This window comes from Streptomyces sp. NPDC000134, from assembly GCF_042899225.1.
GTDB lineage: Bacteria > Actinomycetota > Actinomycetes > Streptomycetales > Streptomycetaceae > Streptomyces.
In genome coordinates this window covers 105,571-132,073 of sequence record NZ_JBIAZN010000006.1, presented here as the reverse complement: position 1 = coordinate 132,073, position 26,503 = coordinate 105,571, and the positions used below count along the sequence as shown (strand labels likewise).

The following is a 26,503-nucleotide window of genomic DNA, read 5'->3' as shown; positions in this document are numbered from 1 at the left end:
TGTGGTCGGTTACTGCATGACGGCCATGGCGAGCGCACGGCGGGCACGCATCGAGGCGCGCTCCGCCCGGCGCTGCATCCGGCGGGCGGTGGCCAGGCGCATGGCCCGGCGCTCCCGCTCCGCCAGCCGCAGTTGCTCGTGCATATGCGCACGTGCGAGGGCTTCTTGGATGAGTTGCATCTCTCGGGTCCTGTTCTGGCGCGAGTCGTTCGCACCACTGGTGGTGAGGTCTTCGGGCGCTGAGCTGACGGGCTCGTGGGTGGACGGCTTCATCGGGGCCTGCTTCTTGGGGTCGTGCGTGAGGGGACGGTCGATCGTTCCGGTGGTGTTCATGCTGTGACCGGGTTCTTGCGCGGGCGGCCGCGCGGCCGCTTCCGGGCGACGACGACCCCCTGGACGAACAGCTCGCCACCCCAGACGCCCCAGGGCTCACGCCGTTCCTTGGCCCCGGCGAGGCAGGCCTCGATCAGCGGGCAGGTGCGGCACAGGGACTTGGCGTACTCCACGTCCGCGGGCGACTCGGCGAAGAAGACCTCCGGGTCGTAGGAGCGGCACGGGACGGGTACGCCGAGGTTCTCGATGGCGTCGTCGAGCGCGGTGAGCGGGGTCAAGGTCGGGTCCTCCGTGGGGACAGGCTTGGGGATCGTGTCGGAAGGCGGTACGGACGGGACGTGCGCTTCGAGTTGCACGGGTCGTCTTCCTCGTCTGGTCGTTCCGGCCGGTCGGCCGGGGGCGGCTTGGTACCGGGCTCTTGTGTTGTGTCCCGAAGCCCCTTCGCTCTGCCGTCCCGTTCGGGACAAACAGAAGGGCCGCGGATCCCGGATGGGGTTCCGCGGCCCTGAAGGCGCCGGCCTGATCGGCGATCAGGCTGGATCACTCCAGGGTTCTGGCCCACGGAAGGCCCACATCTGGTGGTGCTGCGTCGTCTGCTTCCGGAATCCGGCACCGGCCGCCGCAAAGGCATAGGCCTGGGCCTCTGCCACTACTGCCGCTTCCAGTGCCTTGGTCGGTCGCTCATTGCGCTCACGGACGGGAAGACCCGCGGGAGCAGCGGAGGACGCCGGACGCACGGCGGAAATGCCGGACAGACCGGTGCCCAGGTCGGAGGCGCCGAGGATGCACAGGGAGACGGTCGAGCGATCGGTCATTTTCACGGTGGAGCTGGTGATGATGGTGGCCACTGGACTCGCCTCCTCTCGGCGTCTCGGGGGGGGGACCAGGATGAACCGGTCCGCGGATGTGCAAGTACAACACGGATTCAGTGCCTCCGGGAAGGCTGCCGTCTCCGTGTGCAAGAACCTATGGGGATTGCCGGGGCATGCGCAAACTATTTTTTCGATGAGTTGGAATCAGTCGTCGCTGTCTTCGCCGTCGACCTCCTGGCCTGCGCAGATGGCCAGCACATCGGCTCCGTAGCGGTTCGTCTTGCGCGCTCCGACGCCCGGGATGCGGGCCAGCGCGTGCTCGTCGTCCGGGACGGTCTCGGCGATCGCCGTCAGCGTCTTGTCGGTGAAGACGCAGAAGGCCGGCTGGCCGCTGCGCCGGGCCTGGACCGCACGCCAGGCGCGCAGCCGCTCGTAGACGCCCTCGTCCATGTCGGAGGGGCAGTCCTCGCAGCGCAGCAGCTTCAGCTCACCGCCGTCGGTGAGCGTGCGGCCGCAGACCCGGCAGCGGGCCGGGGTGCGCTGGGTGCGCCGCGGGGCGGGGGCGCCCGCCGCGGAGCCCCGGTAGCCGCGCTCCACCCCTCCGGCGGCGCCCGCCGTCGCGCGGCCGGCGCCGCCGCCCGAGCCGGGGCGCAGTCCGTCGAGGAACCGGCTGGGCCGCCGGTTGGGCCGGCCGCCGGGTGCGCGGGACAGGGCCCAGGACAGGTGCAGGCGTTCGCGCGCTCGGGTGACGCCCACATAGAGGAGACGGCGTTCCTCTTCTATCTGCTCGTCGGTCTTTGCGTAGGTGATCGGCATCATGCCCTCGGCCAGGCCGACCAGGAAGACGACGTCCCACTCCAGTCCCTTGGCGGAGTGCAGGGAGGCGAGGGTGACGCTCTGCACGGTCGGGGCGTGCTGGGCGCCCGCCCGCTCGTCGAGTTCCGCGACCAGGTCGCCGAGGGTCGCGTCGGACCGGGCGGCGGTGAAGTCCCGCGCGAGGTTCACCAGGGCGGCCAGTGACTCCCAGCGCTCCCGGACGGCACCCGACCCGGCCGGCGGCTGGGGCGTCCACCCCTCCCCCGACAGCACGGCGCGCACCTGGGCGGGCAGGTCGACGGTGTCGTCGAGGAGGGCGTCGTTGCCGCCGAAGCGGGCCGCGGCGCGCAGTGCCGTGTGGGCCTTGCGCACCTCGGGGCGGTCGAAGAACCGCTCCGCGCCGCGCAACTGGTAGGGCACCCCGGCGTCGGCGAGTGCCTGCTCATAGGTCTCGGACTGGGAGTTGGTGCGGAAGAGGACGGCTATCTCGGCGGCCGGGACGCCGGAGTCGATCAGTTCGCGGATGCGGCGGGCGGCGCCCTCGGCCTCGGCGGGCTCGTCGGTGTACTCGCCGTAGACGGGCTCGGGCCCGGCGGGGCGCTGGGAGATCAGCTCCAGGCGGTGGTCGGCGGCGCGGCCCCGGGCCTGGGCGAGCAGTCCGTTGGCGAGGTGGACGACCTGGGGGGTGGAGCGGTAGTCGCGGACCAGCTTGACGACGGTGGCGCCGGGGTGGCGGGTGCGGAAGTCGAGCAGGTGGTCGGCGGTTGCTCCCGTGAACGAGTAGATCGTCTGGCTGGCGTCGCCGACCACGCAGAGGTCGTCGCGGTCGCCGAGCCACAGGTCCAGCAGCCGCTGCTGGAGGGGGCTGACGTCCTGGTACTCGTCGACCACGAAGTGCTGGTACTGGGCGCGGACCTGTTCGGCGACGTCCCGCCGGTCCTGGAGGACGGCCACGGTGAGCAGCAGTACGTCCTCGAAGTCGATGACGCCCCGGCCGCGCTTGAGGTCCTCGTAGGCGGAGTAGAGCTGGGCGATCTCGGCGGGGTCGCGGGGTGCCTCACGGCCGGCCTTGGCCGCCGCGAGGGCGTAGTCGGCGGGGACGGTCTGGGTGACCTTGGACCACTCGATCTCGGCGGTGACGTCCCGCAGCTCGCCCCGGTCGAGGCGGATGCGGCAGGCGGCGGCCGCGTCCGCGACCAACTGGATCTTGCGGTCGACGAGCCGGGGCATGGGGCCGCCGATCGCTTTCGGCCAGAAGTACTGGAGCTGGCGCAGGGCGGCCGAGTGGAAGGTGCGGGTCTGGACGCCGACGGCACCGAGCTGGCGCAGCCGTCCGCGCATCTCCCCGGCGGCGCGGTTGGTGAAGGTGACGGCGAGGACGCTGCTCGGCTGGAGGATGCCGGCCCGCACTCCGTAGGCGATGCGGTGGGTGATCGCCCGGGTCTTGCCGGTACCGGCGCCGGCCAGCACGCACACCGGTCCGCGCAGGGCGGTGGCCACCTCGCGCTGCTCGGGGTCGAGCCCGTCGAGCACCGCGTCGGCCGAGTCCGGTACCTGCGGGAAGAGGGAGGAGTGCGTTGCTGCTGTCACACAGCCATGCTGCCAGGTCGCGGGAGACGGGTGCGCCGGTTGTCCACAGGCGGGCCCTGACAGTCGTACTAATGCGGGAGGTGCGTGCGGACAAGGCCGGGCGGCCGGGCGGGCACGCCGGCGGGGCGGGAATGGGGGCGGCGCCGCGGACGTTGCCCTCTTGCGAGCAAGACGGATTCCCCGAGCCGCCGAAGGAGCGCGAGAGACATGCCGGGCACTGTGACGATGTACAGCACCACGTGGTGCGGCTACTGCCGTCGGCTGAAGAGCCAGATGGACCGTGAGGGCATCGCGTACGAGGAGATCAACATCGAGCAGGACCCGGAGTCCGCCGCGTTCGTGGAGAAGGCGAACGGCGGGAACCAGACGGTGCCGACGGTGCTGTTCCCCGACGGGTCGACGCTGACGAACCCGTCGCTGGCGCAGGTGAAGCAGAAGATCGGCGCGTAACCGGTACACCGGTCCGCCGACCGAAGGGGTGGCCGTCCCGAGCGGGGACGGCCACCCCTTCGTCGTGTCTCAGACGAAACCGCGCGTCGGCAGCGGCTTGCCGTACCACAGTTCGATCAGGCGGGCCGCGATGGAGATGCCGTAGGGCGGGAGCACCTCGCCGGACTCGAAGGCGGCGCCGAGTTCGTCCCGGGAGAACCAGCGGGCCTCGTGGATCTCGTCGCCGTCGACGGTGATGTCGGTGGTGGTCGCCCGAGCCATGAAGCCGAGCATCAGGCTGGACGGGAACGGCCAGGGCTGGCTGGCGACGTACTCGACCGGGCCGACGGTGATGCCGGCCTCCTCGTACACCTCGCGGCGCACCGACTGCTCGATGGACTCGCCGGGTTCCACGAAGCCGGCCAGCGTGGAGAAGCGGCCCTCGGGCCAGTGCACCTGGCGGCCGAGCAGGATGCGGTCGCTCTCGTCGGTGACCGCCATGATCACGGCGGGGTCGGTGCGCGGGTAGTGCTCGGCGCCGCAGGCGGGGCAGCGGCGGATGTGGCCGGCGGCGGCGATCACGGTGCGCTCGCCGCAGCGGGAGCAGAACCGGTGGGTGCGCTGCCAGTTCTCCAGGCCGACCGCGTGGACCATCAGGCCCGCGTCGCGCGGGGACAGCAGCAGGCCGGCCTCGCGCAGGCCCGCCGGGCGCGCGGACTGGTCCATGCGGCCGGGCAGCGAGTCCTTCTGGAGGGCGAAGTAGGCCACGCCGTCCTCGTCGATGCCGAGGAAGTAGCGGTGGGCCTCGGTGAGCGGGGCCTCGAAGGAGGGGGTCATGACGAGTTCGGTGCGCCCGTCGGGGGTCTCGTCGATGAGGACCTGACCGCCGGAGACCACGAAACAGCGGGTGGAGGGGTGACTCCAGGCCGCCGCGAGCCACGCCTCGTCGAGACGGTGGTGGGCGGCTCGGTCCACGCCGCTCGGGGCGGTGAGCGAGATGGGACGGTCGGCGGTGTGGTCGGTCCAGGTGGTCACGGGTGCTTCCATCTCCCCCGGTGCGGCGGTTCTGTTCGGCGGGCGGTTCGGCGGGTCGTACGGCGGGTGGCGACCGGGTCCGGGAGGGCTCGGTGGGGCGGGGCGGTGCTTCCAGTGTGCCCCGCGCGGGGTGCGGGTCCGGGCGGTCAGGGGCGGTCAGGGGGCATGGCGCCAGTGCTCGGCCAGGTCGCCCCAGAGGTACGCGGAGGTCTCCACGCCCTTGAGGAGCAGGTCCAGCTCGACCTTCTCGTCGGGGGCGTGCCAGCCGTCGGAGGGGACGGAGATGCCCAGGAAGAGCACCGGTGCGCCGAGGACGTCCTGGAGGTCGGCGGCCGGTCCGGAGCCGCCCTCGCGGGTGTAGCGGACCGGTTTCCCGAAGGCCCGGCCCATGGCCCGGACCACCGACTGGAGCGCCGGGTGGTCCAGGGGCGTCAGGCACGGGCGCGTGGCCGCGCCGAACTCGATCTCGCAGCGGAGCCCCGGGGGCGTCCGGTCGGCGGCCCAGGCACGGACGGCCTTCTCCACCTGGTCGGGGTCCTGGCCGGCGACCAGGCGGAAGGAGAGCTTCACCATGGCGGAGGACGGGATGATCGTCTTGCTGCCGGGGCCCTGGTAGCCGCCGCCGATGCCGTTGACCTCGGCGGTGGGGCGGGCCCAGACGCGCTCCAGGGTGGTGTGACCGGCCTCGCCGTGCGCGGCGCGGGACTTGGCCGTGCGCAGCCACCGGGCTTCGTCGAAGGGCAGTTCGGCGAAGAGTTCGCGTTCCCGGTCGGTGAGGTCGATCACCCCGTCGTAGAAGCCGGGGATCGCCACGCGTGCGTGCTCGTCGTGCAGGGCGGCGACCAGGCGGGCGGCGGCGGTGGCCGGGTTGGGCACCGCGCCGCCGAAGGAACCGGAGTGGATGTCCTGGTCGGGTCCGTACAGCCGGATCTCGCACTCGGCGAGGCCGCGCATGCCGGTGCACACCGTGGGGGTGTCCTCGGACCACATGCCGGTGTCGGAGACGATCACGGCGTCGGCGGCGAGCCGCTCGGCCCGCTCCTCCACGAGGGCGCGGAAGTGCGGGGAGCCGGACTCCTCCTCGCCCTCGATCAGCAGCTTCAGGGTGACGGCGGGGGCGGTGCGGCCGGTGGCGGCGAGGTGGGCGCGGACACCGAGTGTGTGGAAGAACACCTGGCCCTTGTCGTCGGCGGCCCCGCGTGCGTAGAGGCGGTTGTCGCGGACGACGGGCTCGAACGGGTCGCTGTGCCAGCCGTCCTCGCGGGCGGCGGGCTGGACGTCGTGGTGCCCGTAGACGAGGACCGTGGGCGCCGCGGGGTCGGCCGCGGGCCACTCGGCGTAGACCGCCGGCGCGCCGGGCGTCTCCCAGACCTCGGCGGCCGGGAAGCCGGTCTCCCGGAGCTTGGCGGCCAGCCAGTGGGCGCTGCGGCGCACGTCGGGCGCGTGGTCGGGCTGGGCCGACACGGACGGGATGCGCAGCCACTCGGCGAGGTCGTCGAGGAAGGCGGCGCGGTGCTGCTCGATGTACGTGCGGACGGCGCTGACGGCACTGTCAACGGGCTTGCTCATGGTCACGAGCCTATAGGCCCGTACCGACACCCTGATCGTGCGGTTCGTCACCGTACGGCCCGTCCAGCAGCAGGCGCTCCAGGGCGGCCCGGCCGGGCAGGTCGCCGGGGCGTTCGATCTCGCCGGTGCGCACGTGCAGGAACGCCGCCGTCACCGACTCCGGGGGTACGCCCTGCTGCTCGGCCCAGGCCAGCCGGTACACCGCGAGCTGGAGCGGGTCGGCGGTGCCGGTGCGGCCGGTCTTCCAGTCGACGATCTCGTACGTCACCGAGTCGCCGTCGCCCCGCCGGTAGACGGCGTCGATACGGCCCCGTACGACGCGGCCGGCGAGGGCGAGCTGGAAGGGGGCCTCGACGCGGTAGGGGGTGCGGTGGGCGTACTCGGTGCGTTCGAAGGCCGCCTTGAGGGCGGCCAGGTCGTGTTCGTCGGCGATCTCGGCCTCGGCGCCGGGCAGCTCGTCCGGCTCCAGCATGGGCAGGGTCAGCGCCTCGAAGCGGGCCTCGACCCAGGCGTGGAACCGGGTGCCGCGGCGGGCGGCGGGCTGCGGCGGGCGGGGCATGGGCCGGGCCAGTTCCTGTGCGAGGCCGTCCGGGTCGGCGGCCAGCCGCAGCAGTTGGGTGGCGGTCAGCGAGACCGGCAGCGGCACCTCGGTGACGCTCTCCCGCGCTCGCAGCAGTTCCCCGGCGAGGGCGTCGAGGTCGCGGTCCCAGGAGGCGACCGTGCGGGCCTCCTCCGGGGTGAGCGGCATCTCCGGGTCCTGGTCCCGCGGGTGCGGGCGGGGGGCGTCCGGGTCGCCGGGCGGGGGCGACGCCTGGCGGGGGACGGTCGGGGAGCCGGTCGCGGGACGGCGCGACCACGTGTCGTCGTCGAGGAAGGGGTCCTCCTCGGAGAGGCCGTCCGGGTGCGGGGGCTCTTCGTACGGCGGCTCGTGAGAGGGGGCGTCGTACGGCGGCTCGTGAGAGGGAGCGTCGTACGGCGGCTCGTGAGAGGGACCGTCGTACGGCGGCTCGTGAGAGGGCTCCTCGTAGAGGGGCCGGTGAGAGGGCTCCTCGTAGAGGGGCTCGTCGTCCTCCGGTGGCGGCGGCCACTCCGGGTCGTCGTAGCGGTCCGGGTCGTGGACGGCGACAGGGTGGTCCCGGCCCGGGGAGGCGAGGTTCTCCAGGTGGGTGAGGACCGTCTCGGCCGCCGCGCGGCGCCGGGCGAGGGCCGTGTCGTCCAGGGGCAGCGGCCACGCCTGCTCGGCGGCGGCCCGGCGCAGCGCGGGGTTCTCCGCGTCCTCAGCGGGCTCGTCCGCCCAGACCTCGATCTCGCCGTGTCCGGCGGCGCAGTGGTCGTACAGGGCCCGGAGGAAGTCGGACGGGCCGCGGGGCTTCTTCTGGGAGGGGCCCCACCAGTGGCCGGACCCGAGGAGCAGGGAGCGGGGGCGGGTGAAGGTGACGTAGCCGAGGCGGAGTTCCTCGGTGTACTGGTGCTCCTTCATGGCCTCGTGGAAGGACTTCAGGCCGCGGGAGTCCCAGGAGACGACGTCGGGGAGGGTGTCGGCGTCGCCGCGCAGCGCGTGCGGCAGGACCTTGCCCTGGGCGGTCCACTTCTCGCGTCCCTGGGTGCTGGGGAAGGTGCCGGTGACCAGTCCGGGGACGGCCACGACGTCCCACTCCAGGCCCTTGGACTTGTGCGCGGTGAGCACCTTGACGGTGTTCTCGCCGCCGGGCAGGGCGTTGTCCAGGCCCTTCTCGTACTGGGCGGCGGTGCGCAGGAAGCCGAGGAAGGCCAGCAGGGTCGCCTCGTGGTCACCGGCGGCGAAGGAGGCGGCGACGTCCAGGAAGTTCGACAGGGTCTCGCGGCGGCGGGCGGCGAGCGCGTGCGGGGACGCCGACAGCTCGACCTCCAGGCCGGTGACGGCCAGGACCCGGTGCAGGACGTCCATCAGCGGGTCGGCGAGGGAGCGGCGCAGCTCGCGCAGCTCGGTGGCCAGGCGGGCGAAGCGCACGCGGGCGTCCGGCGAGAACGGCAGGCCGTCGTCGTCCCCGGCGCCGTCCATCGGCGTCTCCAGGAAGGTGTCCAGGGCGTCGGCGAGCGATATCACCTCGGAGGGGTCCACGCCCTCGACGGCCTCGGCCAGCCGACGGTCGGGGTCGTCGTCGTCCGCCACGCGCCCGTGGGCGACGAGCAGCCGGGCGCGGCGCCCCAGCAGGGCGAGGTCGCGCGGCCCGATCCGCCAGCGCGGCCCGGTGAGCAGCCGCACCAGGGAGGCGTTGGCGCCGGGGTCCTGGAGGACCTCGCAGACGGCGACCAGGTCGGCCACCTCGGGCAGGTGCAGCAGCCCGGACAGGCCGACGACCTCCACGGGCACGTCCCGGGTCACCAGGGCGCCCTGGATCTCCGCGAAGTCGGCGGCGGTGCGGCACAGGACGGCGATCTCCCCGGGTGCCGTGCCGGTGCGCACCAGGTGGGCGACGGAGTCGGCGATCCAGTCGATCTCCTCGGCGTGGGTGGGCAGCAGGGCGCAGCGGACCAGGCCGTCGCGCTCGGCTCCCGGGGCCGGACGGAGAGCCTCCACGCCCGCGTGCATCGCGCGCAGCGGTCCGGCGAGGCCGTTGGCGAGGTCGAGGAGCCGGCCGCCGCTGCGGCGGTTCTCGCTGAGCGACTGCCGGGTGGCGGGGGCCCCGTCGGCGCGGGCGAAGTGCTCGGGGAAGTCGTCGAGGTTGGCGACGGAGGCGCCGCGCCAGCCGTAGATGGCCTGGCAGGGGTCGCCGACGGCGGTCACGGGATGGCCGGTGCCGCCGCCGAAGAGGCCCGCCAGGAGGACGCGCTGGGCCACCGAGGTGTCCTGGTACTCGTCGAGCAGCACGACCCGGAACTCGTCGCGCAGGGCGCGTCCCACCTCGGGGAGCGCGGCGAGCCGCGCGGACAGGGCGATCTGGTCGCCGAAGTCCAGCAGGTCGCGGTCGCGTTTGGCGGCGCGGTAGCGGATGACCAGGCCGGCCAGCTCGCGGCGGGCGGCGGCGGCCTCGGGGACCTTGCGCAGGTCGGCGTTGGTGAGCTTGGCGCCCCGGAGGCCGGTCAGCAGGTCGGCGTCCCAGGCGAGCAGGTCCTCGGGCCGGACGAGGTGCTCGGAGAGTTCGGAGTCGAGGGTGAGCAGGTCGCCGACCAGGTCGGGGAAGGAGCGGGTCAGCGCCGGGTAGGGGCCGGGGGCCTCGCGCAGCACCCGCGCGGCGAGCTGGTAGCGGGTGGCGTCGGCGAGCAGCCGGGAGCTGGGCTCCAGGCCGATGCGCAGGCCGTGGTCGGTCAGCAGCTTGCCCGCGAAGGCGTGGTACGTGGAGATCACGGGCTCGCCCGGGGGATTGTCCGGGTCGATGGCGTCGGGGTCGGTGACGCCGGCCTTGACCAGCGCCTTGCGGACGCGTTCGGCGAGTTCACCGGCCGCCTTGTTGGTGAAGGTCAGGCCGAGCACCTGCTCGGGGGCGACCTGGCCGGTGCCGACCAGCCAGACCACGCGTGCCGCCATCACCGTCGTCTTGCCGGAACCGGCGCCGGCCACGATCACCTGCGGGGCGGGCGGCGCGGTGATGCAAGCCGTCTGCTCCGGGGTGAACGGGATGCCGAGCAGCTCTTTGAGCTGGTCGGGGTCGGTGATACGAGCGGGCACGACGAAGAGGCTAGCGGCGGGCACTGACAGCCGGGGCCGGATCGGCTGCCGGGACGCGAGAGCCGCAGGTCAGCCCCTGTGGTGCGATGGGTCACGCCGGTCACTCGACGATGTGGCGGCCCTCCGGCCGGGCGCTGCACGAGGCCCGGAACGCGCAGTGCGCGCAGTGCTGCCCCGCGGTCGGTGCGAAGCGTTCGTCGAGGACCTTGCCGGCGGCGGTGGCCAGCAGCTCGCCGACCCACTCCCCCTCCAGGGGTTCCTGGGCCTGCACCTTGGGCAGCGTCTCGCCGCCGTCGCGCTTGGCGGCGCCCTGGCGCAACTGGACGAGTTCCGCGCCGCCGGATTCGGGCCGGGCGCCGTCGAAGACCTCGTCGACGGCGCCCTCGCGGACGGCGAGCTGGTAGACGGCGAGCTGCGGGTGGCGGGCCACCTCGGCGGAGCTGGGCGTCTGCTTGCCGGTCTTGAAGTCGACCACGTAGGCGCGACCCTCGCCGTCGGCCTCCACGCGGTCCATCTGGCCGCGGACGCGCACCTCGTACTCGCCGGCCGTGAGCGTGACGTCGAAGTCGTGCTCGCTGGCCACCGGCGTGCGTCCGGTGCGGTCCATGACGTGCCACTTCAGGAAGCGTTCGAGTGCCACGCGGGCGTGGGCCTTCTCCTGCTCGGACTTCCACGGTGCGTCGAAGGCGAGCGCGTTCCACACCGAGTCCAGGCGTTCCATGAGGACGTCGAGGTCGGCGGGGGTGTGCCCGGAGGCGACCTCGTCGGCGAGGACGTGGACCACGTTGCCGAAGCCCTGGGCGGCGGTGGCGGGGGCGTCGGCCTTGACCTCGCGGCCGAGGAACCACTGCAGGGCGCAGGTGTTGGCGAGCTGGTCCAGGGCGCTGCCGGACAGGACGACCGGCTGGTCGCGGTCGCGCAGCGGCACCTTGGACTCGGTCGGCTCGAACATGCCCCACCAGCGGTAGGGGTGCGCGGACGGCACCAGGGGGCGGCCGTCCTCGTCGGCGAGCGCGGCGAGGCGGGCCAGGCGGCGGGCGGCGGCCTCGCGCAGGGCGTCGGAGACCCGGGGGTCGACCGTGGTGGCGCGCAGTTCGGCGACGAGCGCGGCGACGGACAGCGGGCGGCGCGGGCGGCCGGTGACGTCCTTGGGTTCGACCCCGAGTTCGGTGAGGAACCGGGAGGGCTGGTCGCCGTCGTCGGCCGGGGCCCTGACGGCGGTGACGACGAGCCGCTCACGCGCTCGCGTGGCGGCGACGTAGAACAGGCGGCGTTCCTCGGCGAGCAGCGCCCCGGGGCCGAGGGGTTCGGCGAGTCCGTCGCGGCCGATGCGGTCCGCCTCCAGGAGGGAGCCCCGACGGCGCAGGTCGGGCCAGAGGCCCTCCTGGACGCCCGCGACGACGACCAGCCGCCATTGCAGGCCCTTGGCGCGGTGGGCGGTCATCAGGCGCACGGCGTCCGGGCGCACGGCGCGCCGGGCGAGGGTGTCGGCGGCGATGTCCTCGGCGTCGATCTCCTCCAGGAAGTTCAGGGCGCCCCGGCCGCCGGTGCGTTCCTCCGCGCGGGCGGCGGTCGCGAACAGGGCGCACACGGCGTCCAGGTCGCGGTCGGCGTTGCGGCCGGCGGCACCGCCGCGGCGGGCGGCGCGCTCCAGGCGGCCGGGCCAGGGGGTGCCGTTCCACAGGTCCCACAGCGCCTCCTCGGCCGTGCCGCCGCCCGCCAGGCGCTCCCTGGCCTTGCGCAGCAGCGCGCCCAGGCGCTGGGCGCCACGCGCGTAGGCGGGGTCGTGCACGACGAGCCGCTCGGGCTCGGCCAGCGCCCGCGCGAGCAGCTCGTCCGACGGCGGGGGCGGCACCTGGCCGGCGGTCCGGGCCTCTTCGCGCAGGGCCCGGCCGAGCCGGCGCAGGTCGGCGGCGTCCATCCCGGCCAGCGGCGAGGTGAGCAGGGTGAGGGTGGTCTCGGTGTCGAGCCAGCACGTCGCCGGGTCGTCCGGTCCGTCGCCCGCCTCCGCGCCGGCCACCGCGCGCAGCGCCGTGAGCAGGGGGGCGACCGCCGGTTCATGGCGCAGCGGCAGATCGTCACCGTCGACGTCCAGGGGGACGCCGGCCGCGGTCAGGGCGCGGCGGACGGCCGGGATGGTGCGGGAGCCGGCTCGCACCAGGACCGCCATCTCGCTCCACGGGACGCCGTCCTCCAGGTGCGCCCGGCGCAGGATGTCGGCCACGTTGTCCAGTTCCGTACCGGCCGTCGGGTACGTGTAGACCTCCACCTGGCCCCCGTCGCGCACCGGGGTCAGCTCGCGGTGGGCGCGGGCCCGGTCGGCGGGGAGGCGGGGCAGCGGCATGCGCCGGGTGAGCAGCTTGGTGGCCTCCAGCAGGGCGGCGCCGGAGCGGCGGGAGGTGCGCAGCACCTGGACGGGCGCGGGGCGGCCGTCCGCACGCGGGAAGGCGTGCGGGAAGTCCAGGATGCCGCCGACGTCCGCGCCGCGGAACGCGTAGATCGACTGGTCGGGGTCGCCGAAGGCGACGAGGGTGCGTCCGCCGCCGGCCAGGGCGCGCAGCAGCCGTACCTGGGCGGGGTCGGTGTCCTGGTACTCGTCGACGTACACGGCGTCGTACTGGGCGGCGAGCCGTTCGGCGACGCCCGCGCGGTGGGTGAGGAGCACCGCGCGGTGGACGAGTTCGGCGTAGTCCAGGACGCCCTGGAGGTCGAGGACGTCGAGGTACTCGGCGAGGAAGACGGCGGCGGCGCGCCAGTCGGGGCGGCCGATGCCCCGGGCGAAGTCCGCCAGGGCGTCCGGGCCCAGGCCCAGCTCACGGCTGCGGGCGAGCACCGCGCGGACCTCGTCGGCGAAGCCGCGGGTGGTGAGGCAGGCGCGCAGTTCGTCGGGCCAGCGCACGTGCGCCAGGCCGAGCCGCTCCAGGTCGGCCTGGCCGGCCAGCAGCTCGCGCACGGTGACGTCCTGCTCGGGGCCGGACAGCAGGCGCAGCGGCTCGACGAACAGCTCGCTGTCCTGGTGGGCGCGGACCAGGGCGTAGCTGAACGAGTGGAAGGTGGTCGCCCGGGGAGCCCGCGCGGCTCCGGTGCGCAGCGCCATGCGGTCGCGCAGCTCGGCGGCGGCCTTGCGGCTGAAGGTGAGCACCAGGATGCGCTCGGGGTCGGCGCCGCGGGCGACGCGCTCCGCGACGGACTCCACCAGCGTGGTGGTCTTGCCGGTACCCGGGCCGGCGAGGACGAGCAGCGGACCGGCGCGGTGGTCAACCACCGCCCGCTGGGCGGCGTCCAGACGAGGGGGGTCCACTCGCGCGGGCGGGGTACGGACCAGTCGGTAAGCGCCACGGGTCCCCTGTCGCGCCTGGGGGTGCGACAGATGCCTGGTGGAGGAAGAGGAGCTCACGTGGTTCGCCGGTCCTGGTGGGGTTGCTGGTGGGACGGCCGTCCCTCGTGGTGGGCGGTGGCCGCGGGGTGAGGGGGGCACGCGCAGCCGACGCTACGCCGACGAGAAGGCCGGAAGCAGAGCTTCCGCTCCTTCCCTCCCGTCACTCGCGGCGCGGGTGTCCCCCACCCCACGAACGTACGTCATGCCACCGACGTGCCCGGAGTGCCCCGATTCCCTCGTACGGATCACGGGTCGCCCGCGCGCCGGTGCGATGGCGGAAGCTGTCAGGTGTGAACCTGCGCGTGTTCGCCGCCGTCCCACCGCGCCCATCTCAGGTCGAGGCGCGGCAGATGGTCCGCCGCGGCCCTGCTCGCCTCCTTCAGGGGGGTGCCCTCCTCCCGGTACCGGTCGAGCGCCTCCAGTTCGTGGCCGGGGAGCAGGACGCCGTCCGCGCGGACCACGCGCCACCAGGGGACGCCCCCGCCGTACAGGGACATCACCCGGCCGACCTGCCGGGGGCCGCCCTCGCCCAGCCACTCGGCGACGTCCCCGTAGGTCATCACGCGTCCCGGCGGGATCGCCTCGGTGGCGTCCAGGACCCGCTCGGCGTACTCCGGCAGCGCGTCCGAGGGCTCGGGACCGATGTCGTCCGGAAGGCTCTGCTCGCTCATCCGCCCCATCCTGCCGCACCCCTCCGACACCGGCGCGCACGCGCGTGGCCGCTTCGGCTCCCTCGCCCGGGGGCGGTGCTTCGGGCAGACTGTGCGGCCGCGCAGGTGGACCCTGATGCCCCCGGGTGTCGGTGCGGCATGCCACCATCGTGCGGGCGGTGACCGGTGATACGAGAGCAAGAAGAGACGATGAAGCAGCAGGGTGTGCGGCCCGGGGACACGGAGGGCACCGCTGACGCTCCGTCGCGTCCTGGCACCGCGAAGACGGCCGACGGCAAGGGCGGCGCGGGCAGTACCGCGCCGGACGCCGCGGACACCGCGCACATCGACGAGGTCGAGGGCGACGAACCGCTGCTCCCCGCGCGTGTGCACCGGCCCTCCGACCTGATGCGCCTGCTGGTGGGCGTGCTCGCCGTCGCCGTGCTGCTCGCCGTGGCCGCCTTCGCGCACGGCACCACCTCGGGCCTCGAACAGGACATCAACAAGGGCACGGGCCAGGCACCCGATGTGCTGACCAAGATCGCGGGTCTGGTCTCCAGCATCGCGATCCTGCTGGTGCCGGTCGCCTTCGCGATCGAACGGCTGATCAAGCGGGACGGGCTGCGGATCGCCGACGGCGTGCTCGCCGCCGTCCTCGCCCACGGAGTGACGCTCGCCACCGACCTGTGGGTCGCCGAGGCCGCGCCCGGCTCCATCCAGGAGGCGCTCACCCAGCCCGCGCCGGGGGAGCTGCACGCCCTGACCGACCCCGTGCACGGCTACCTGGCGCCGGTCATCGCGTACATGACGGCCGTCGGCATGTCCCGCAGACCCCGGTGGCGCTCGGTGCTCTGGGTCGTCCTGCTGCTGTACGCCTTGTCGATGCTGATCACCGGCTACACCACGCCGTTCTCCATCATCCTGACGGTGCTGATCGGCTGGGCCGTGGCCTCCGGCACGCTGTACGCGGTCGGCTCCCCCAACGTGCGCCCCACCGGGCGGACGCTGATGGCGGGCCTGATGACGGTCGGCTTCCACCCGGTGACCGCCTCCCGCGAGGAGGCCCCGGCGGACTCCGCCGAGACCGGCGACCGCGGCCGGCGCTACTTCGTCACCCTGGAGGACGGCCCGCCACTGGACGTCACCATCGTCGACCGGGAGCAGCAGGCCCAGGGCTTCTTCTACCGCGCGTGGCGCAATCTGACCCTGCGCGGTTTCGCCACCCGCAGCAGCCTGCAGTCGCTGCGCCAGGCGCTGGAGCAGGAGGCGCTGCTGGCCTACGCGGCGATCGCGGCCGGCGCCAACGCGCCCAGGCTGATCGCCACCTCGGAACTGGGCCCCGACGCCGTGATGCTCGTCTACGAGCACACCGGGGGCCGCACCCTGGACTCGCTGGCGGACGAGGAGATCACCGACGATCTGCTGCGCGGCGCCTGGGAGCAGGTACGGGCCCTGCAGTCCCGGCGGATCGCGCACCGGCGGCTGGTCGGGGACGCCATTCTGGTGGATCGTTCCGGCAGCGTGATCCTCACCGACCTGCGCATCGGCGAGATCGCCGCCGGTGACCTGCTGCTGCGCATGGACGTCTCCCAGCTCCTGGTCACGCTCGGGCTGCGGGTGGGCGCCGAGCGGGCGGTCGCCTCGGCGGTCGGCGTCCTCGGCCCGGACGCCGTCGCGAACTGTCTGCCGATGCTCCAGCCGATCGCGCTCAGCCGCTCCACGCGTGCGACGCTGCGCCGACTGGCCCGGGAACGGTCCCAGCGCGAGCGAGACGCCGTCCTGGAGGCGTCCCGGCAGGCCAAGCAGGCCCGTCTGGAGGCGGCCGGGGAGCACGGCGGGGCGAGCGCCCCGGACAAGCCCGGCAAGAAGGCCGTACGCGCGGAGCAGCGGGCCGAGAAGCGGGCGCTGGACGAGGCCCTGGACGAGGCGCGCGAGGAGGACCTGCTCTCCCAGATCCGGTACGAGGTGCTGCGGATCAGGCCGCAGGCCCCCGTCGAGCCGGCCCGGCTGGAACGGGTCCGCCCGCGCACCCTGATCAGTTTCATCGCCGGCGCGATCGGCGCGTACTTCCTGCTGACGCAGCTCACCCACATCGAGTTCGGGCCGCTGATCTCGAACGCCGAGTGGGGCTGGGTCGCCGCGGCGGTGCTGTTCTCGGCGGCCAGTTACGTCGCGGCGGCGATGTCCCTGCTGGGCTTCGTGCCCGAGCGGGTGCCGTTCGTGCGGACGGTGGCCGCGCAGGTCGCCGGGTCGTTCGTGAAGATCGTCGCCCCGGCCGCGGTCGGCGGCGTCGCCCTGAACACCCGCTTCCTCCAGCGCGCGGGCGTGCGCCCGGGGCTCGCGGTCGCCAGCGTGGGCGCCTCGCAGTTGTTCGGGCTCGGCTGCCACATCCTGATGCTGCTGTCCTTCGGCTATGTCACGGGCACCGAGAAGACGCCCTCCCTGTCGCCGTCCCGGACGGTCATCGCGGGCCTGCTGACGGTGGCGGTGCTCGTCCTGGTGGTCACCTCGGTGCCGTTCCTGCGGAAATTCGTCGTCACGCGCGTGCGCTCGCTCTTCGCCGGAGTCGTCCCGCGGATGCTGGACGTCCTGCAGCGCCCGCAGAAGCTGGTCACCGGCATCGGCGGGATGCTGCTGCTCACCGCCTGCTTCGTGATGTGCCTGGACGCCTCGATCAGGGCCTTCGGCGACGAGTCGACCTCCATCAGCATCACCAGCGTCGCCGTCGTCTTCCTCGCGGGCAACGCCCTGGGGTCGGCGGCGCCGACGCCGGGCGGCGTGGGCGCGGTCGAGGCGACCCTGACGGTCGGTCTGATCGCCGTCGGCCTCCCCAAGGAGGTCGCCGCCCCCGCGGTGCTGCTGTTCCGGCTGCTCACCCTGTGGCTGCCGGTGCTGCCGGGCTGGCTGGCCTTCACGCACCTCACGCGGAAACAGGCGCTGTAGCGGACGCCGGGCCCGCCGGGTACCTCGTACGGCCCGTGGCCCGAGCGCCGCGCCCCGGGCGCCCGCACGATGGGGGCATGCCGAATCCCGCCCGCCCGCGCGCCGCCGCCCTCGCCGTCGCCTCCGCGCTGCTGTCCCTGGCGCTCGCGGGCTGCTCGGACGACGCGGGGGGCGGGGACCTGACGCGGCAGCGGCTCACCTGGCGGGAGTGTCCGGCGCCGTCCCGGGCGCAGGGCGGCGGCGCCGCGCCCTCACCGCTGCCGGGCGGCGAAGCCTGGCAGTGCGCCACCATGAAGGCGCCGCTGGACTGGGAGGAGCCCGAGGGCGACACGATCGGCCTCGCGCTGATCCGGGCGGAGGCGAGCGGCGAGGCCGGCCGGCGGATCGGATCGCTCGTCTTCAACTTCGGCGGCCCCGGCGGCTCGGGCGTCACCACGCTGCCCGCCTTCGCCGAGGACTACGCCAACCTGCGCACCCGCTACGACCTGGTCAGCTTCGACCCGCGCGGCGTCGGCCGCAGCGCGCCGGTGGAGTGCCTGGACGACGCCCGACTCGACACCTACTTCCAGCAGGACGCCACCCCCGACGACGCCGCCGAGCGGGCCGGCCTGGTCAAGAGCACCGAGGAGTTCAACGCCGCCTGCGAGAAGAACTCCGAGAAGATGCTGCCGCACGTGCGCACCACCGACGCGGCCCGCGACATGGACCTGATGCGGCAGGTCCTCGGCGACGGCAAGCTGCACTACTTCGGCATCTCCTACGGCACCGAACTCGGCGGCGTCTACGCCCACCTGTTCCCGAAGAAGGTGGGCCGGGCCGTCTTCGACGCCGTCGTCGACCCGACGCAGAGCCCGGAGCAGAGTTCGCTCGGACAGGCCAAGGGCTTCCAGCGGGCCCTGGACAACTTCGCCGAACACTGCGTCTCCCGGACCGGGGAGTGCCCCATCGGCGACAGCGTCCAGGACGTCGAGAACCGCATCGCCCGGCTGCTGAAGGACCTCGACGCCGAGCCCCTCCCCGGCGTCTTCCCCCGCCGGCTCACCCAGACCGCAGCGACCAGCGGCATCGCGCAGGCCCTGTACTCGCAGGACTTCTGGGAGTACCTCACCGAGGGTCTGGAACAGGCGTACGACGGTGACGGCCGGGTGCTGATGGTGCTGTCGGACGCGCTGAACGGACGCGGCGAGAACGGCGAGTACAGCAACATCACCGCCGCCAACATCTCCATCAACTGCGCCGACGACAGACCGCGGTACGACCCGGCCGACGTCGAGCGGAAGCTGCCTGAGTTCCGCGCCGCCTCCGCCCTGTTCGGCGACTACATGGCCTGGTCCATGGTGAGCTGCGCCGACTGGGCGGTGCCCGGCGCGGCCGACCATCCCGACGTCGACGCGCCGGGCGCCGCGCCCGTCCTGGTCGTCGGCAACACCGGCGACCCGGCGACGCCGTACGAGGGAGCGCGGAAGATGGTGCAGGCCCTGGGCAAGGGGGTCGGCATCGAACTGACGTACAAGGGCCAGGGACACGGCGCGTACGACAGCAAGAACAAGTGCGTACGCGACGCGGTCGACGGCTATCTGCTCGACGGCCGGGAACCGGCGGCCGGCACGGTCTGCTCCTGACCGCCCGACCCGGTAAAACCCCAGGTCACAACGTTATCCACAGGCCCCAGCGCGCCTCGCACCATCCGCCTACCATGGCATGACCGCCATCCGCGGCACGGTGCGGACGGCTTGTGAGGGGGGCACACATGGGGCGATTCCTGCGGTGGACGGCTCTGGCGGGAGTCGCGGCACTGCTGACGGCGGGCTGCGGCGGCGGCTCCTCCGACGACGGGAAGGACCGGGGCGGGGACGACGGGCCGCTGACGGCCCAGCGGCTCGACTGGGGGCGCTGCGAGGCCACGACGGACGCCCCCGCGCCGGGCGGCGACTGGCAGTGCGCCACGCTCGACGTGCCGGTGGACTGGGCCGAACCGGACGGCGAGCGGATCGGCCTGGCCCTGATCCGCGCCAAGGCCCGCGGCGAGCGGCGCGAGGGCTCGCTGCTGTTCAACTTCGGCGGCCCCGGCGGCTCGGGCGTCTCGACGATGCCGTCGTACGCCGGCACCGTGTCCTCCCTGCGCGAGCGGTACGACCTGGTGAGCTGGGACCCGCGCGGCGTGGCCGCCAGCGAGGGCGTCCGCTGCCGCGGCGACAAGGAGACGCAGGCCGCCGAGTCGGTCGACGTCACTCCGGACACCCCGGCGGAGGAGCGGGCGTTCCTGAGGGACGCCGCCGACTTCGCCAAGGGCTGCGAGCGGTCCGCGGGCAGGCTGATGGCGCACGTCTCGACCACGGACACCGCCCGCGACATGGACCTGCTCCGCCAGGTGCTGGGCGACCGGAAGACGCACTACTTCGGCATCTCCTACGGCACCGAACTCGGCGGGGTCTACGCCCACCTGTTCCCGGAGAACGTGGGGCGGATGGTCCTGGACGCGGTCGTGGACCCGACCGCCGACACCATCGGGCACGCCGAGCACCAGGCGAGGGGCTTCCAACGGGCGCTGGACGACTACCTGCGCTCCACCGGCCAGGACCCCGAGCGGGGCTCGCGGAAGATCGCCGGCCTGCTGGACCGGATCGACGCGGAGCCGCTGCCCACCTCGTCCTCGGGGCGGGAGCTGACCCAGACGCTGGCCCTCACCGGGATCGTGCTGCCCCTCTACAGCAAGGAGAGCTGGCCGGCCCTGACCAGTGCGCTGGCGGCCGCCGAGGACGGCGACGGTTCGGAGCTGCTGGCGCTGGCCGACGGCTACAACGAGCGGGACCCCTCGGGGCACTACGGCACGACGACCCACTCCCAACGGGTCATATCGTGCCTGGACGACAAGCAGCGGCCCACCGTGGAGGAGACCAGGAAGCTGCTGCCCGGGTTCGAGCGGATCTCCCCCGTGTTCGGCGCCTTCCTGGGCTGGGACACGGCCGGCTGGTGCCACGACTGGCCGGTGCCCGGTCAGTACGAGACGCCCGAGGTGAGCGCGCCGGGCGCGGCCCCGGTGCTGGTGGTCGGCAACACGGGCGACCCGGCGACCCCCTACGAGGGGGCCCGCAGGATGGCGGACGAGCTGGGCGAGGACGTGGGCGTGGTGCTCACCTGGAAGGGCGAGGGGCACGGTGCCTACGGCAGCGGGAGCGACTGTGTCGACTCCACGGTCGACGCCTATCTGCTGGACGGGACCGTGCCGGAGGACGGCAAGATCTGCTCATGACGACGGCGGGGGCCGCCGGCGCCCGTGGCACCGGCGACCCCCGTCCGCGGAGCGGAGCCGTGGTCTCAGTAGACCGGCTTGTCCGGCTCGATCTGGTTGACCCAGCCGATCACGCCGCCGCCGACGTGGACGGCGTCCGAGAAGCCGGCCGACTTCAGGACCGCGAGGACTTCCGCACTGCGGACGCCCGTCTTGCAGTTCAAGACGATCTTCTTGTCCTGCGGGAGGCTCTCCAGCGCGGTGCCCATGAGGAACTCGTTCTTCGGGATCAGCCTGGCGCCCGGGATGGACACGATCTCGAACTCGTTGGGCTCGCGGACGTCGATCAGCTCGAGGTTCTCGCCTTCGTCGATCCACTCCTTGAGCTGCTTGGGAGTGATCGTGGAGTCGGCGGCCGCCGCCTGGGCCTCGTCGGAGACGACGCCGCAGAAGGCCTCGTAGTCGATCAACTCGGTGACGGTCGGGTTCTCGCCGCAGACCGCGCAGTCGGGGTCCTTGCGGACCTTGACCTGGCGGTACTGCATCTCCAGGGCGTCGTAGATCATCAGACGGCCGACCAGCGGTTCGCCGATGCCCGCGAGGAGCTTGATGGCCTCGTTGACCTGGATGGAGCCGATGGACGCGCACAGCACGCCCAGCACGCCGCCCTCGGCGCAGGAGGGGACCATGCCGGGGGGCGGGGGCTCCGGGTAGAGGCAGCGGTAGCAGGGACCGTGCTCCGACCAGAAGACGGATGCCTGTCCGTCGAACCGGTAGATCGAGCCCCAGATGTACGGCTTGTTCAGCAGCACGCAGGCGTCGTTGACCAGGTAGCGGGTCGCGAAGTTGTCCGTGCCGTCGATGATCAGGTCGTACTGGCCGAAGATGTCCATCACGTTGTCGGCCTCGAGCCGCTCTTCGTGCAGGACCACGTCCACGTACGGGTTGATGCCCTTGACGGTGTCGCGGGCGGACTCGGCCTTGGAGCGGCCGATGTCGGACTGGCTGTGGATGATCTGGCGCTGCAGGTTCGACTCGTCGACCTCGTCGAACTCCACGATGCCGAGGGTGCCGACGCCCGCGGCGGCGAGGTACATCAGCGCCGGCGAACCCAGGCCGCCGGCGCCCACACAGAGCACCTTGGCGTTCTTCAGCCGCTTCTGCCCGTCCATCCCGACGTCCGGGATGATCAGGTGGCGGGAGTACCTGCGGACCTCGTCTACGGTGAGCTCAGAGGCTGGCTCGACCAGGGGTGGCAGCGACACGGGGACTCCGTTGGTCGGTCAATCATTACGGTTGTTCTCCCCGTAACACTGCCACGCGCTTTTTCATTCCGAGACACCCGTCCCGACCTGCGAGACGATGTCGTCCCAGTAGCCGGGCACCGCCTGTCTTTTGGGCAGGGCGTTCCGGCCGGGGGCGCCGAGGCCGGTGCGGGCGACGGCCGTCCTGGTGCCGGTCAGAGACGGCACGCGGCCTCCATCCAGATGTCGGCGAGGGATTCCTCCAGGTTGATGCGGGGGCGCCAGCCGAGCCGGTCGCGGGCGGTGCGCACGTCGGCCTGCTGCCAACTGCCGCAGCCGTCCGGGTACGGGTACGCGACCGGGATGACGTGCTCGGGGTCGGCGCGGTGGCCGAGGGCGTCCATACGGTGGTGGCCCATGCCGTCGACCCGGTGGCCCATGCCGTCGACGCGGTGGCCGAGGCCGTCGGTGCGGTGGCCGGCGGATTCGCCGCGGGGGTGGCCGATGGTGGGCCGGAGGGCGCCGGGCGGGTTGTCGAGTTCGTGCAGGGCGCCGCCGTAGCCGGCCACGCGGGCGAGGGTGGTGGCGGCGTCGCGGAGGCGGACGGCACGGCCGGAACCGATGTTGATCACGCCCTGGGCGGCGGAGAGGGAGGCGGCGTGCACGGCGCGGGCCACGTCGCGGACGTCGACGAAATCGCGCTGGGCGCCGAGGCCGCCGAGGCGGAGTTCGCCGTCGCCGGACTGCATGGCGCGGCGCATGGCCTCGGCGAGCCGGCCCAGCGGCGAACCGGCGGGGGTGCCGGGGCCGGCCGGTGAGAAGACGCGGAGGACGACGGCGTCCAGGCCGGAGCCGAGGACCAGTTCGGTGGCGGCGAGTTTGCTGACGCCGTAGGGGCCGCCGGGGCGCGGGACGGCGTCCTCGGCGGTGGAGGAGCCGGGCTGGCTGGGGCCGTACTCCGAGCTGCAGCCGATCTGCACCAGGCGGGCGCCGCAGCGGCTGCGGCGCAGGGCCTCGCAGACGGTGGCGACGGCGACGGTGTTGTGCCGGGTCAGTTCGCGGGCACCGCCCCGGGTGGTGCCCGCGCAGTTGATGACGACGCCGGGGTGGACCGCGTCGAGGAAGCGGGTGAGGGCGCCGGGGCTGCCACTGGCGAGGTCGAAGCGGACGTCGGCGTCGTCGCCGCGGCCGAGGGCGGTGAGCTGGACGGCGGGGTCGGCGAGCAGACGGTCGGCGACGAAGCGGCCGATGTAGCCGTTGGCTCCGATCAGCAGGACTCTCATCGGACGGCTCCCGGGGCCGAGGTTTCGGGTCGGGAGGTGGTCATGTGGGGTTCTCCTTCAGGGGAGTGATGCGGGGTTCGTCGGCACGGGGGCCGGGCTCGGGAGGGGGTGGGCAGGTTGGGGCGGGTGCGGCCCGGCGCGGAAGGGCGAGTGCGGCCCGACGCGGAAGGGCAGGCGCCGTCCGGCGCGGAAGGGCGGGTGCCGTCCGGCGCGGAAGGGCAGGTGCGGCCCAGCGCGGAAGGGCGGGGCCGGTCACGGTCCGGGCTCCGGTCGCGCGTGGGCCGAGGCTCTGGTGAGGCGCCGGGCCGCGTGGCCCAGCAGGACAAGGGCCCCGGCACCGCAGGCGGCGGTCGGGACGCTGCCGGGGCCCCAGGCGGTGACGAGCGCCTCGACGGGGATGGCCAGCGGGCCGCAGTGCGGGAGGCGGCCGGCGAAGAGACAGGCCAGGGCGGTGGCCTCGGCTGCCGCGGCGGCGGTGAGGACGAGTGCGGGGGCGCGGACGAAGCCGTGCGCGGCGAGCAGACGGGCCGCCAGCAGGAGGGCGCCCAGGGTGAGGACCTCCGGGTAGGCGGGCTCCTCGCCGAGGACGGCACCGGTCAGGGTGAGGAGGGCGGCCAGGGCGCCGAGGAAGAGGACGAAAGTGCCGAACAGCAGGGGCCGTACGGAGGCGGCGAACTCTTTCAGGCCGCGGCTCGTCGCCAGTTTGCGGCGGGCGCCGGTGGTGAACAGGTGGGCGCACCAGATCGCCGGCGCGCAGGCCGCGGCGAGGGCCGGCACGGGGGCGACGGTGACGGGCCAGGGTCCGTCGGCGGCGCCGGTCGGCAGACCGTCGGGGCCGCCGCCGAGGGCCGCGTCGAGGAGTCCGTCACCGAGGGCGGCGTACGCGGCGAGCCAGCAGACCCAGAGCCCGGTGTGGTCGTCGGTGCTCCGCAGCGGCCCGCGTCGGAGCGCCGCGCGCAGAGCCAGCAGGACGGCGAGCGCACCGCCGACGGCGGTGCAGAGGCGGAGCTGCCCTTGGGTGAGGCGCAGTCCGGCGACCGTCGCGGCGCACAGCAGTCCGGGGAGGAGGGACAGGACGGCCCAGGCGGCACGCGGGGGCGCGGGGTGGTCGGAGTCCGCCGAGGGCCCGCGGGTTCCCGGGGCCGCCGGGGTGTCGGCGCCGCGCGGGGCACGGGCGTACATCTCCTCCGCGAGGGAGAAGACGTCCCGGTGGCGGAAGCGGTTGGCGGTCCGGTCGGTGATGCCGTGCGCCTCCAGGCCGGCCGCGATCTCCAACGGGTCCACGGCCCGTTCGCACAGGTCACGGTGCCGGTGCAGCAGCGCCTTCACGGGGTCCGCGCCGAGTCGATGGACGGCCCCGGGCCGCCGCGTCCCGGCGTCCCGCGCCGCCACGTCGGGACGACCGGGAGCCCACGCTGCCGCGTCGGGACCGGCACCGGTGTTCGCGTCCGGCCCAGGCTTCACCGCCGGAACCACCTCCCGCGCCACCCCCGGCCCCGAGTCGGCGAAGGAGTGCGGACCCCGGCCCGCGACCGGGCCCGAGCCCAGGTCCGAACCCCCGTCGAGATACGCCCGCGACCGCTCGTCCCACGCGCCGGGGCTGCTCGGGGCGCCCGGCCGGTCGACGTCACCGAACCCGCCGCCTCCGCTCACCGGACCGCCTCCGTAGCGGAGACCGGGTCCGTCGGCCGGACCGGCGGGTCCATGGCCCAACCGGGGCTGCTCCGGGGAACGAGAGGGTTCGTCGGCTCGGTCCAGCGGCCGGGGAGGTGGGCCTCGGCGGGCGCGGCGAACGGAACGGGTTCGCCGGTGGCGTCGAGGAGGGCGCGGCGGATCGGGGTGCGCGAGAGGATCTCCAGGTAAATGCCGTGAAAGGCCGCGATGTTCTGCTCGACGGTGAACAGTTCGAGGGCGCGGGCGCGGGCGGCGGCGCCCAGTCGCGCACGGCGCGCGGGGTCGCGCAGCAGCGATACGCACGCCTGCGCGAGCGCCCTCGGATCGCGCGGCGGTACGACGAGCCCGGTGCCGCCGATCACCTCCACCACCGCGCCGACGTCCGTGGACACCGTCGCCCGGCCGCAGAACATGGCCTCGACCAGGCCGACGGGGAAGCCCTCGACGACGCTGGAGAGGACGACCAGGGCGCCGGCGGCGTACGCGTCGGCGGCGGACGGCAGTTCCGGGCCGCCGATCTCCTCGAAGGACACCGGGCTGCGGCCGACGGTGTGCGGGCCGCCGGCCTCGTCGGGGAAGAGCCGCGCGGCGAGCGTCCGGCAGTGGGCGAGGTAGGCGGCGCCCTCGGGACCGTCGGGGGCGCCGACGATCCGCAGGCGGGTCCCGGGTCGCGCCTTGCGGATCTCGGCGAAGGCGTGCAGGAGGGACACCAGGTCCTTGGCGGGTCCGACGCGGCCGACCCACACGAGGGCGTCCGGGTAGGCGGCGCTCTCCTGGGCCTCCCCCACCTCGGCGAAGGGGGCCGCGTCCATCCCCGGGTAGACGGTGCGGAGCTTGGCGCGGTCGGCTCCGCAGCGTTCCTGCCAGCGGCGGGCGTGCCCGTTGCCGGGGGTGACGACGGCGGCCCGCCGGTAGGTCTCGGCGGCGAGCCGGCCGTGGAAGGCGGCCAGCAGCGCGCGTACGGCGGGGGTGGTGCGGGGCGCGGTCAGGTAGTGCGCACGGAGCCGCACGCCGTACTCGGTGACCAGCAGGGGGACGCCGAAGAAGTGCCGGGCGAGCAGGCCGGGCAGCGCCGCCGGGCCGCCCGAGGCCGCGTGGCACAGGTCGACCGCGCCGAGGCCGGCGTCGTCGTACCAGTCGAGGGAGAGGGGGCGCAGGGCGCGTTCGAGGTGCGCGGCGACGGCGAGCAGGTCGGGGACGCGCGCCTCGCGTGCCGGGCGCTGGGCGCCGGGGGCGCGACAGGCGCGCTCCAGGGCGCGTACGGCTGTCTCGGAGCGGAGCGCGCCGACCAGGCCGCCCTCGTCGCGGGCGAGTTCGGCGAGCCCGTAGAGGGCGTTGGCGAAACGGTCCGCCTCTACGGCCGACGCGTCCCCCGCGACCCCGGTGGGGCCCGCCGGGCCGGTCGCCGCGGTTCCGCAGAGGACGGCGGCCAGGTCGCCGTAGCACTCGGTGAAGCGCCGGCGTGCGCGCCGGCCGTACCCGACCCCGTCCTCCTCGGCCGTCCACAGCGGCGCGGTGCGCACCCGGCTGACCTGCGGCGGCAGCGGGACCCAGCCTTCGTCCTCCTGGCGCTCACCGCGGCTGAGCGCGTAGACGTCGAACTCGTGCCGGTCGAGCCCGCGCACGAGCCGGTCGCACCAGAGTCCGGCGTCACCGCTCACATACGGATAGCCACCCTCGGTAATCAATCCGATGCGCACGCGTGCACCCCCGATCTCCCGTATGGAAAGCCGCCGTTGGTCCGGCGACTCGCAGCGGGACGAACGTAAGCGGACATGGCGGGGGCGTGCTGGACGGTTGTCCGTCGCACCACCGGAAGGGGTGAACGGTCGTGACTTTCCGGCGCGGAGCGCGTTCGGCCGCGC

Annotated in this window: 18 protein-coding genes; 4 read left to right on the top strand and 14 right to left on the bottom strand. The window is 74.0% G+C overall.

All coding sequences use genetic code 11. From position 1 onward, the window contains the following. Window positions 1-9: 9 nt before the first annotated feature. From ACFY32_RS11245 to ACFY32_RS11230, 4 genes are all read right to left on the bottom strand, one after another. Window positions 10-333 (bottom strand): hypothetical protein, encoded by a 324-nt coding sequence (locus ACFY32_RS11245; protein ID WP_359196608.1) that lies wholly within the window; start codon window positions 331-333, stop codon window positions 10-12. Further along, window positions 330-689 carry a WhiB family transcriptional regulator gene (locus ACFY32_RS11240; RefSeq protein WP_390673981.1) on the bottom strand — a complete coding sequence of 120 codons (360 nt, stop codon included), beginning with the start codon at window positions 687-689 and terminating at the stop codon, window positions 330-332. Before ACFY32_RS11240 ends, ACFY32_RS11245 begins: the two co-directional genes overlap by 4 nt. Before the next feature lie 174 nt (window positions 690-863). Further along, a complete protein-coding gene (locus ACFY32_RS11235) occupies window positions 864-1,148 on the bottom strand; it encodes a hypothetical protein (RefSeq protein WP_359196928.1) in 285 nt (94 codons plus the stop codon). A gap of 201 nt (window positions 1,149-1,349) precedes the next feature. Continuing rightward, on the bottom strand, window positions 1,350-3,551 hold the full coding sequence (locus ACFY32_RS11230) for an ATP-dependent DNA helicase UvrD2 (protein WP_359196614.1): 2,202 nt from the start codon (window positions 3,549-3,551) through the stop codon (window positions 1,350-1,352). Window positions 3,552-3,758: 207 nt separating this feature from the next. Between ACFY32_RS11230 and ACFY32_RS11225 the strand changes: the two genes are divergently transcribed. Further along, window positions 3,759-4,001, top strand: a complete 243-nt coding sequence (locus ACFY32_RS11225) for a mycoredoxin (protein ID WP_359196617.1) — start codon at window positions 3,759-3,761, stop codon at window positions 3,999-4,001. Window positions 4,002-4,070: 69 nt separating this feature from the next. Here the strand turns inward: ACFY32_RS11225 and nudC are convergent, their stop codons facing one another. The 5 genes from nudC to ACFY32_RS11200 all read right to left on the bottom strand — a co-directional run bounded on the left by nudC (window position 4,071) and on the right by ACFY32_RS11200 (window position 14,283). Further along, window positions 4,071-5,015, bottom strand: coding sequence for an NAD(+) diphosphatase (gene nudC / locus ACFY32_RS11220; RefSeq protein ID WP_359196620.1), 945 nt, complete (start codon window positions 5,013-5,015; stop codon window positions 4,071-4,073). A 156-nt stretch (window positions 5,016-5,171) separates the two neighbouring features. Beyond that, the gene (locus tag ACFY32_RS11215) at window positions 5,172-6,584 is read right to left on the bottom strand and encodes a dipeptidase (RefSeq protein ID WP_359196623.1); all 1,413 of its coding nucleotides are present in this window, start codon (window positions 6,582-6,584) and stop codon (window positions 5,172-5,174) included. Between the two features lie 10 nt (window positions 6,585-6,594). Continuing rightward, the gene (locus tag ACFY32_RS11210) at window positions 6,595-10,233 is read right to left on the bottom strand and encodes a UvrD-helicase domain-containing protein (RefSeq protein WP_390673980.1); all 3,639 of its coding nucleotides are present in this window, start codon (window positions 10,231-10,233) and stop codon (window positions 6,595-6,597) included. Window positions 10,234-10,333: 100 nt separating this feature from the next. Continuing rightward, on the bottom strand, window positions 10,334-13,630 hold the full coding sequence (locus ACFY32_RS11205) for an ATP-dependent DNA helicase (protein ID WP_359196629.1): 3,297 nt from the start codon (window positions 13,628-13,630) through the stop codon (window positions 10,334-10,336). 266 nt (window positions 13,631-13,896) lie between these two features. After that, window positions 13,897-14,283 carry an MGMT family protein gene (locus ACFY32_RS11200; protein ID WP_390673979.1) on the bottom strand — a complete coding sequence of 129 codons (387 nt, stop codon included), beginning with the start codon at window positions 14,281-14,283 and terminating at the stop codon, window positions 13,897-13,899. A 189-nt stretch (window positions 14,284-14,472) separates the two neighbouring features. Here ACFY32_RS11200 and ACFY32_RS11195 point away from each other — a divergent pair, with 189 nt between their 5' ends. The 3 genes from ACFY32_RS11195 (at window position 14,473) to ACFY32_RS11185 (ending at window position 20,458) form a co-directional block, all read left to right on the top strand. Continuing rightward, complete coding sequence (locus ACFY32_RS11195; protein ID WP_359196635.1) at window positions 14,473-17,205, top strand: lysylphosphatidylglycerol synthase transmembrane domain-containing protein; 2,733 nt, start codon at window positions 14,473-14,475, stop codon at window positions 17,203-17,205. A 77-nt stretch (window positions 17,206-17,282) separates the two neighbouring features. Continuing rightward, window positions 17,283-18,827, top strand: coding sequence for an alpha/beta hydrolase (locus ACFY32_RS11190; protein WP_390673978.1), 1,545 nt, complete (start codon window positions 17,283-17,285; stop codon window positions 18,825-18,827). Between the two features lie 128 nt (window positions 18,828-18,955). Further along, window positions 18,956-20,458, top strand: a complete 1,503-nt coding sequence (locus ACFY32_RS11185) for an alpha/beta hydrolase (protein ID WP_390673977.1) — start codon at window positions 18,956-18,958, stop codon at window positions 20,456-20,458. A 65-nt stretch (window positions 20,459-20,523) separates the two neighbouring features. On the opposite strand, the gene moeZ is transcribed toward ACFY32_RS11185, so the two are convergent. The 5 genes from moeZ to ACFY32_RS11160 all read right to left on the bottom strand — a co-directional run bounded on the left by moeZ (window position 20,524) and on the right by ACFY32_RS11160 (window position 26,338). Beyond that, entirely contained in the window at window positions 20,524-21,702 is a 1,179-nt protein-coding gene (moeZ, locus tag ACFY32_RS11180) for an adenylyltransferase/sulfurtransferase MoeZ (protein ID WP_359196644.1), read from the bottom strand. A gap of 63 nt (window positions 21,703-21,765) precedes the next feature. Further along, window positions 21,766-21,909: a hypothetical protein gene (locus ACFY32_RS11175; RefSeq protein WP_390673976.1), complete on the bottom strand. Its 144-nt coding sequence runs from the start codon at window positions 21,907-21,909 to the stop codon at window positions 21,766-21,768. Further along, the gene (locus ACFY32_RS11170; RefSeq protein ID WP_390673975.1) at window positions 21,897-22,964 is read right to left on the bottom strand and encodes an NAD-dependent epimerase/dehydratase family protein; all 1,068 of its coding nucleotides are present in this window, start codon (window positions 22,962-22,964) and stop codon (window positions 21,897-21,899) included. The genes ACFY32_RS11175 and ACFY32_RS11170 overlap by 13 nt, the downstream gene beginning before the upstream one ends. A gap of 252 nt (window positions 22,965-23,216) precedes the next feature. Further along, window positions 23,217-24,617: a hypothetical protein gene (locus ACFY32_RS11165; RefSeq protein WP_390673974.1), complete on the bottom strand. Its 1,401-nt coding sequence runs from the start codon at window positions 24,615-24,617 to the stop codon at window positions 23,217-23,219. Continuing rightward, a complete protein-coding gene (locus tag ACFY32_RS11160; RefSeq protein ID WP_390673973.1) occupies window positions 24,614-26,338 on the bottom strand; it encodes a DUF3492 domain-containing protein in 1,725 nt (574 codons plus the stop codon). The genes ACFY32_RS11165 and ACFY32_RS11160 overlap by 4 nt, the downstream gene beginning before the upstream one ends. Window positions 26,339-26,503 lie beyond the last annotated feature (165 nt).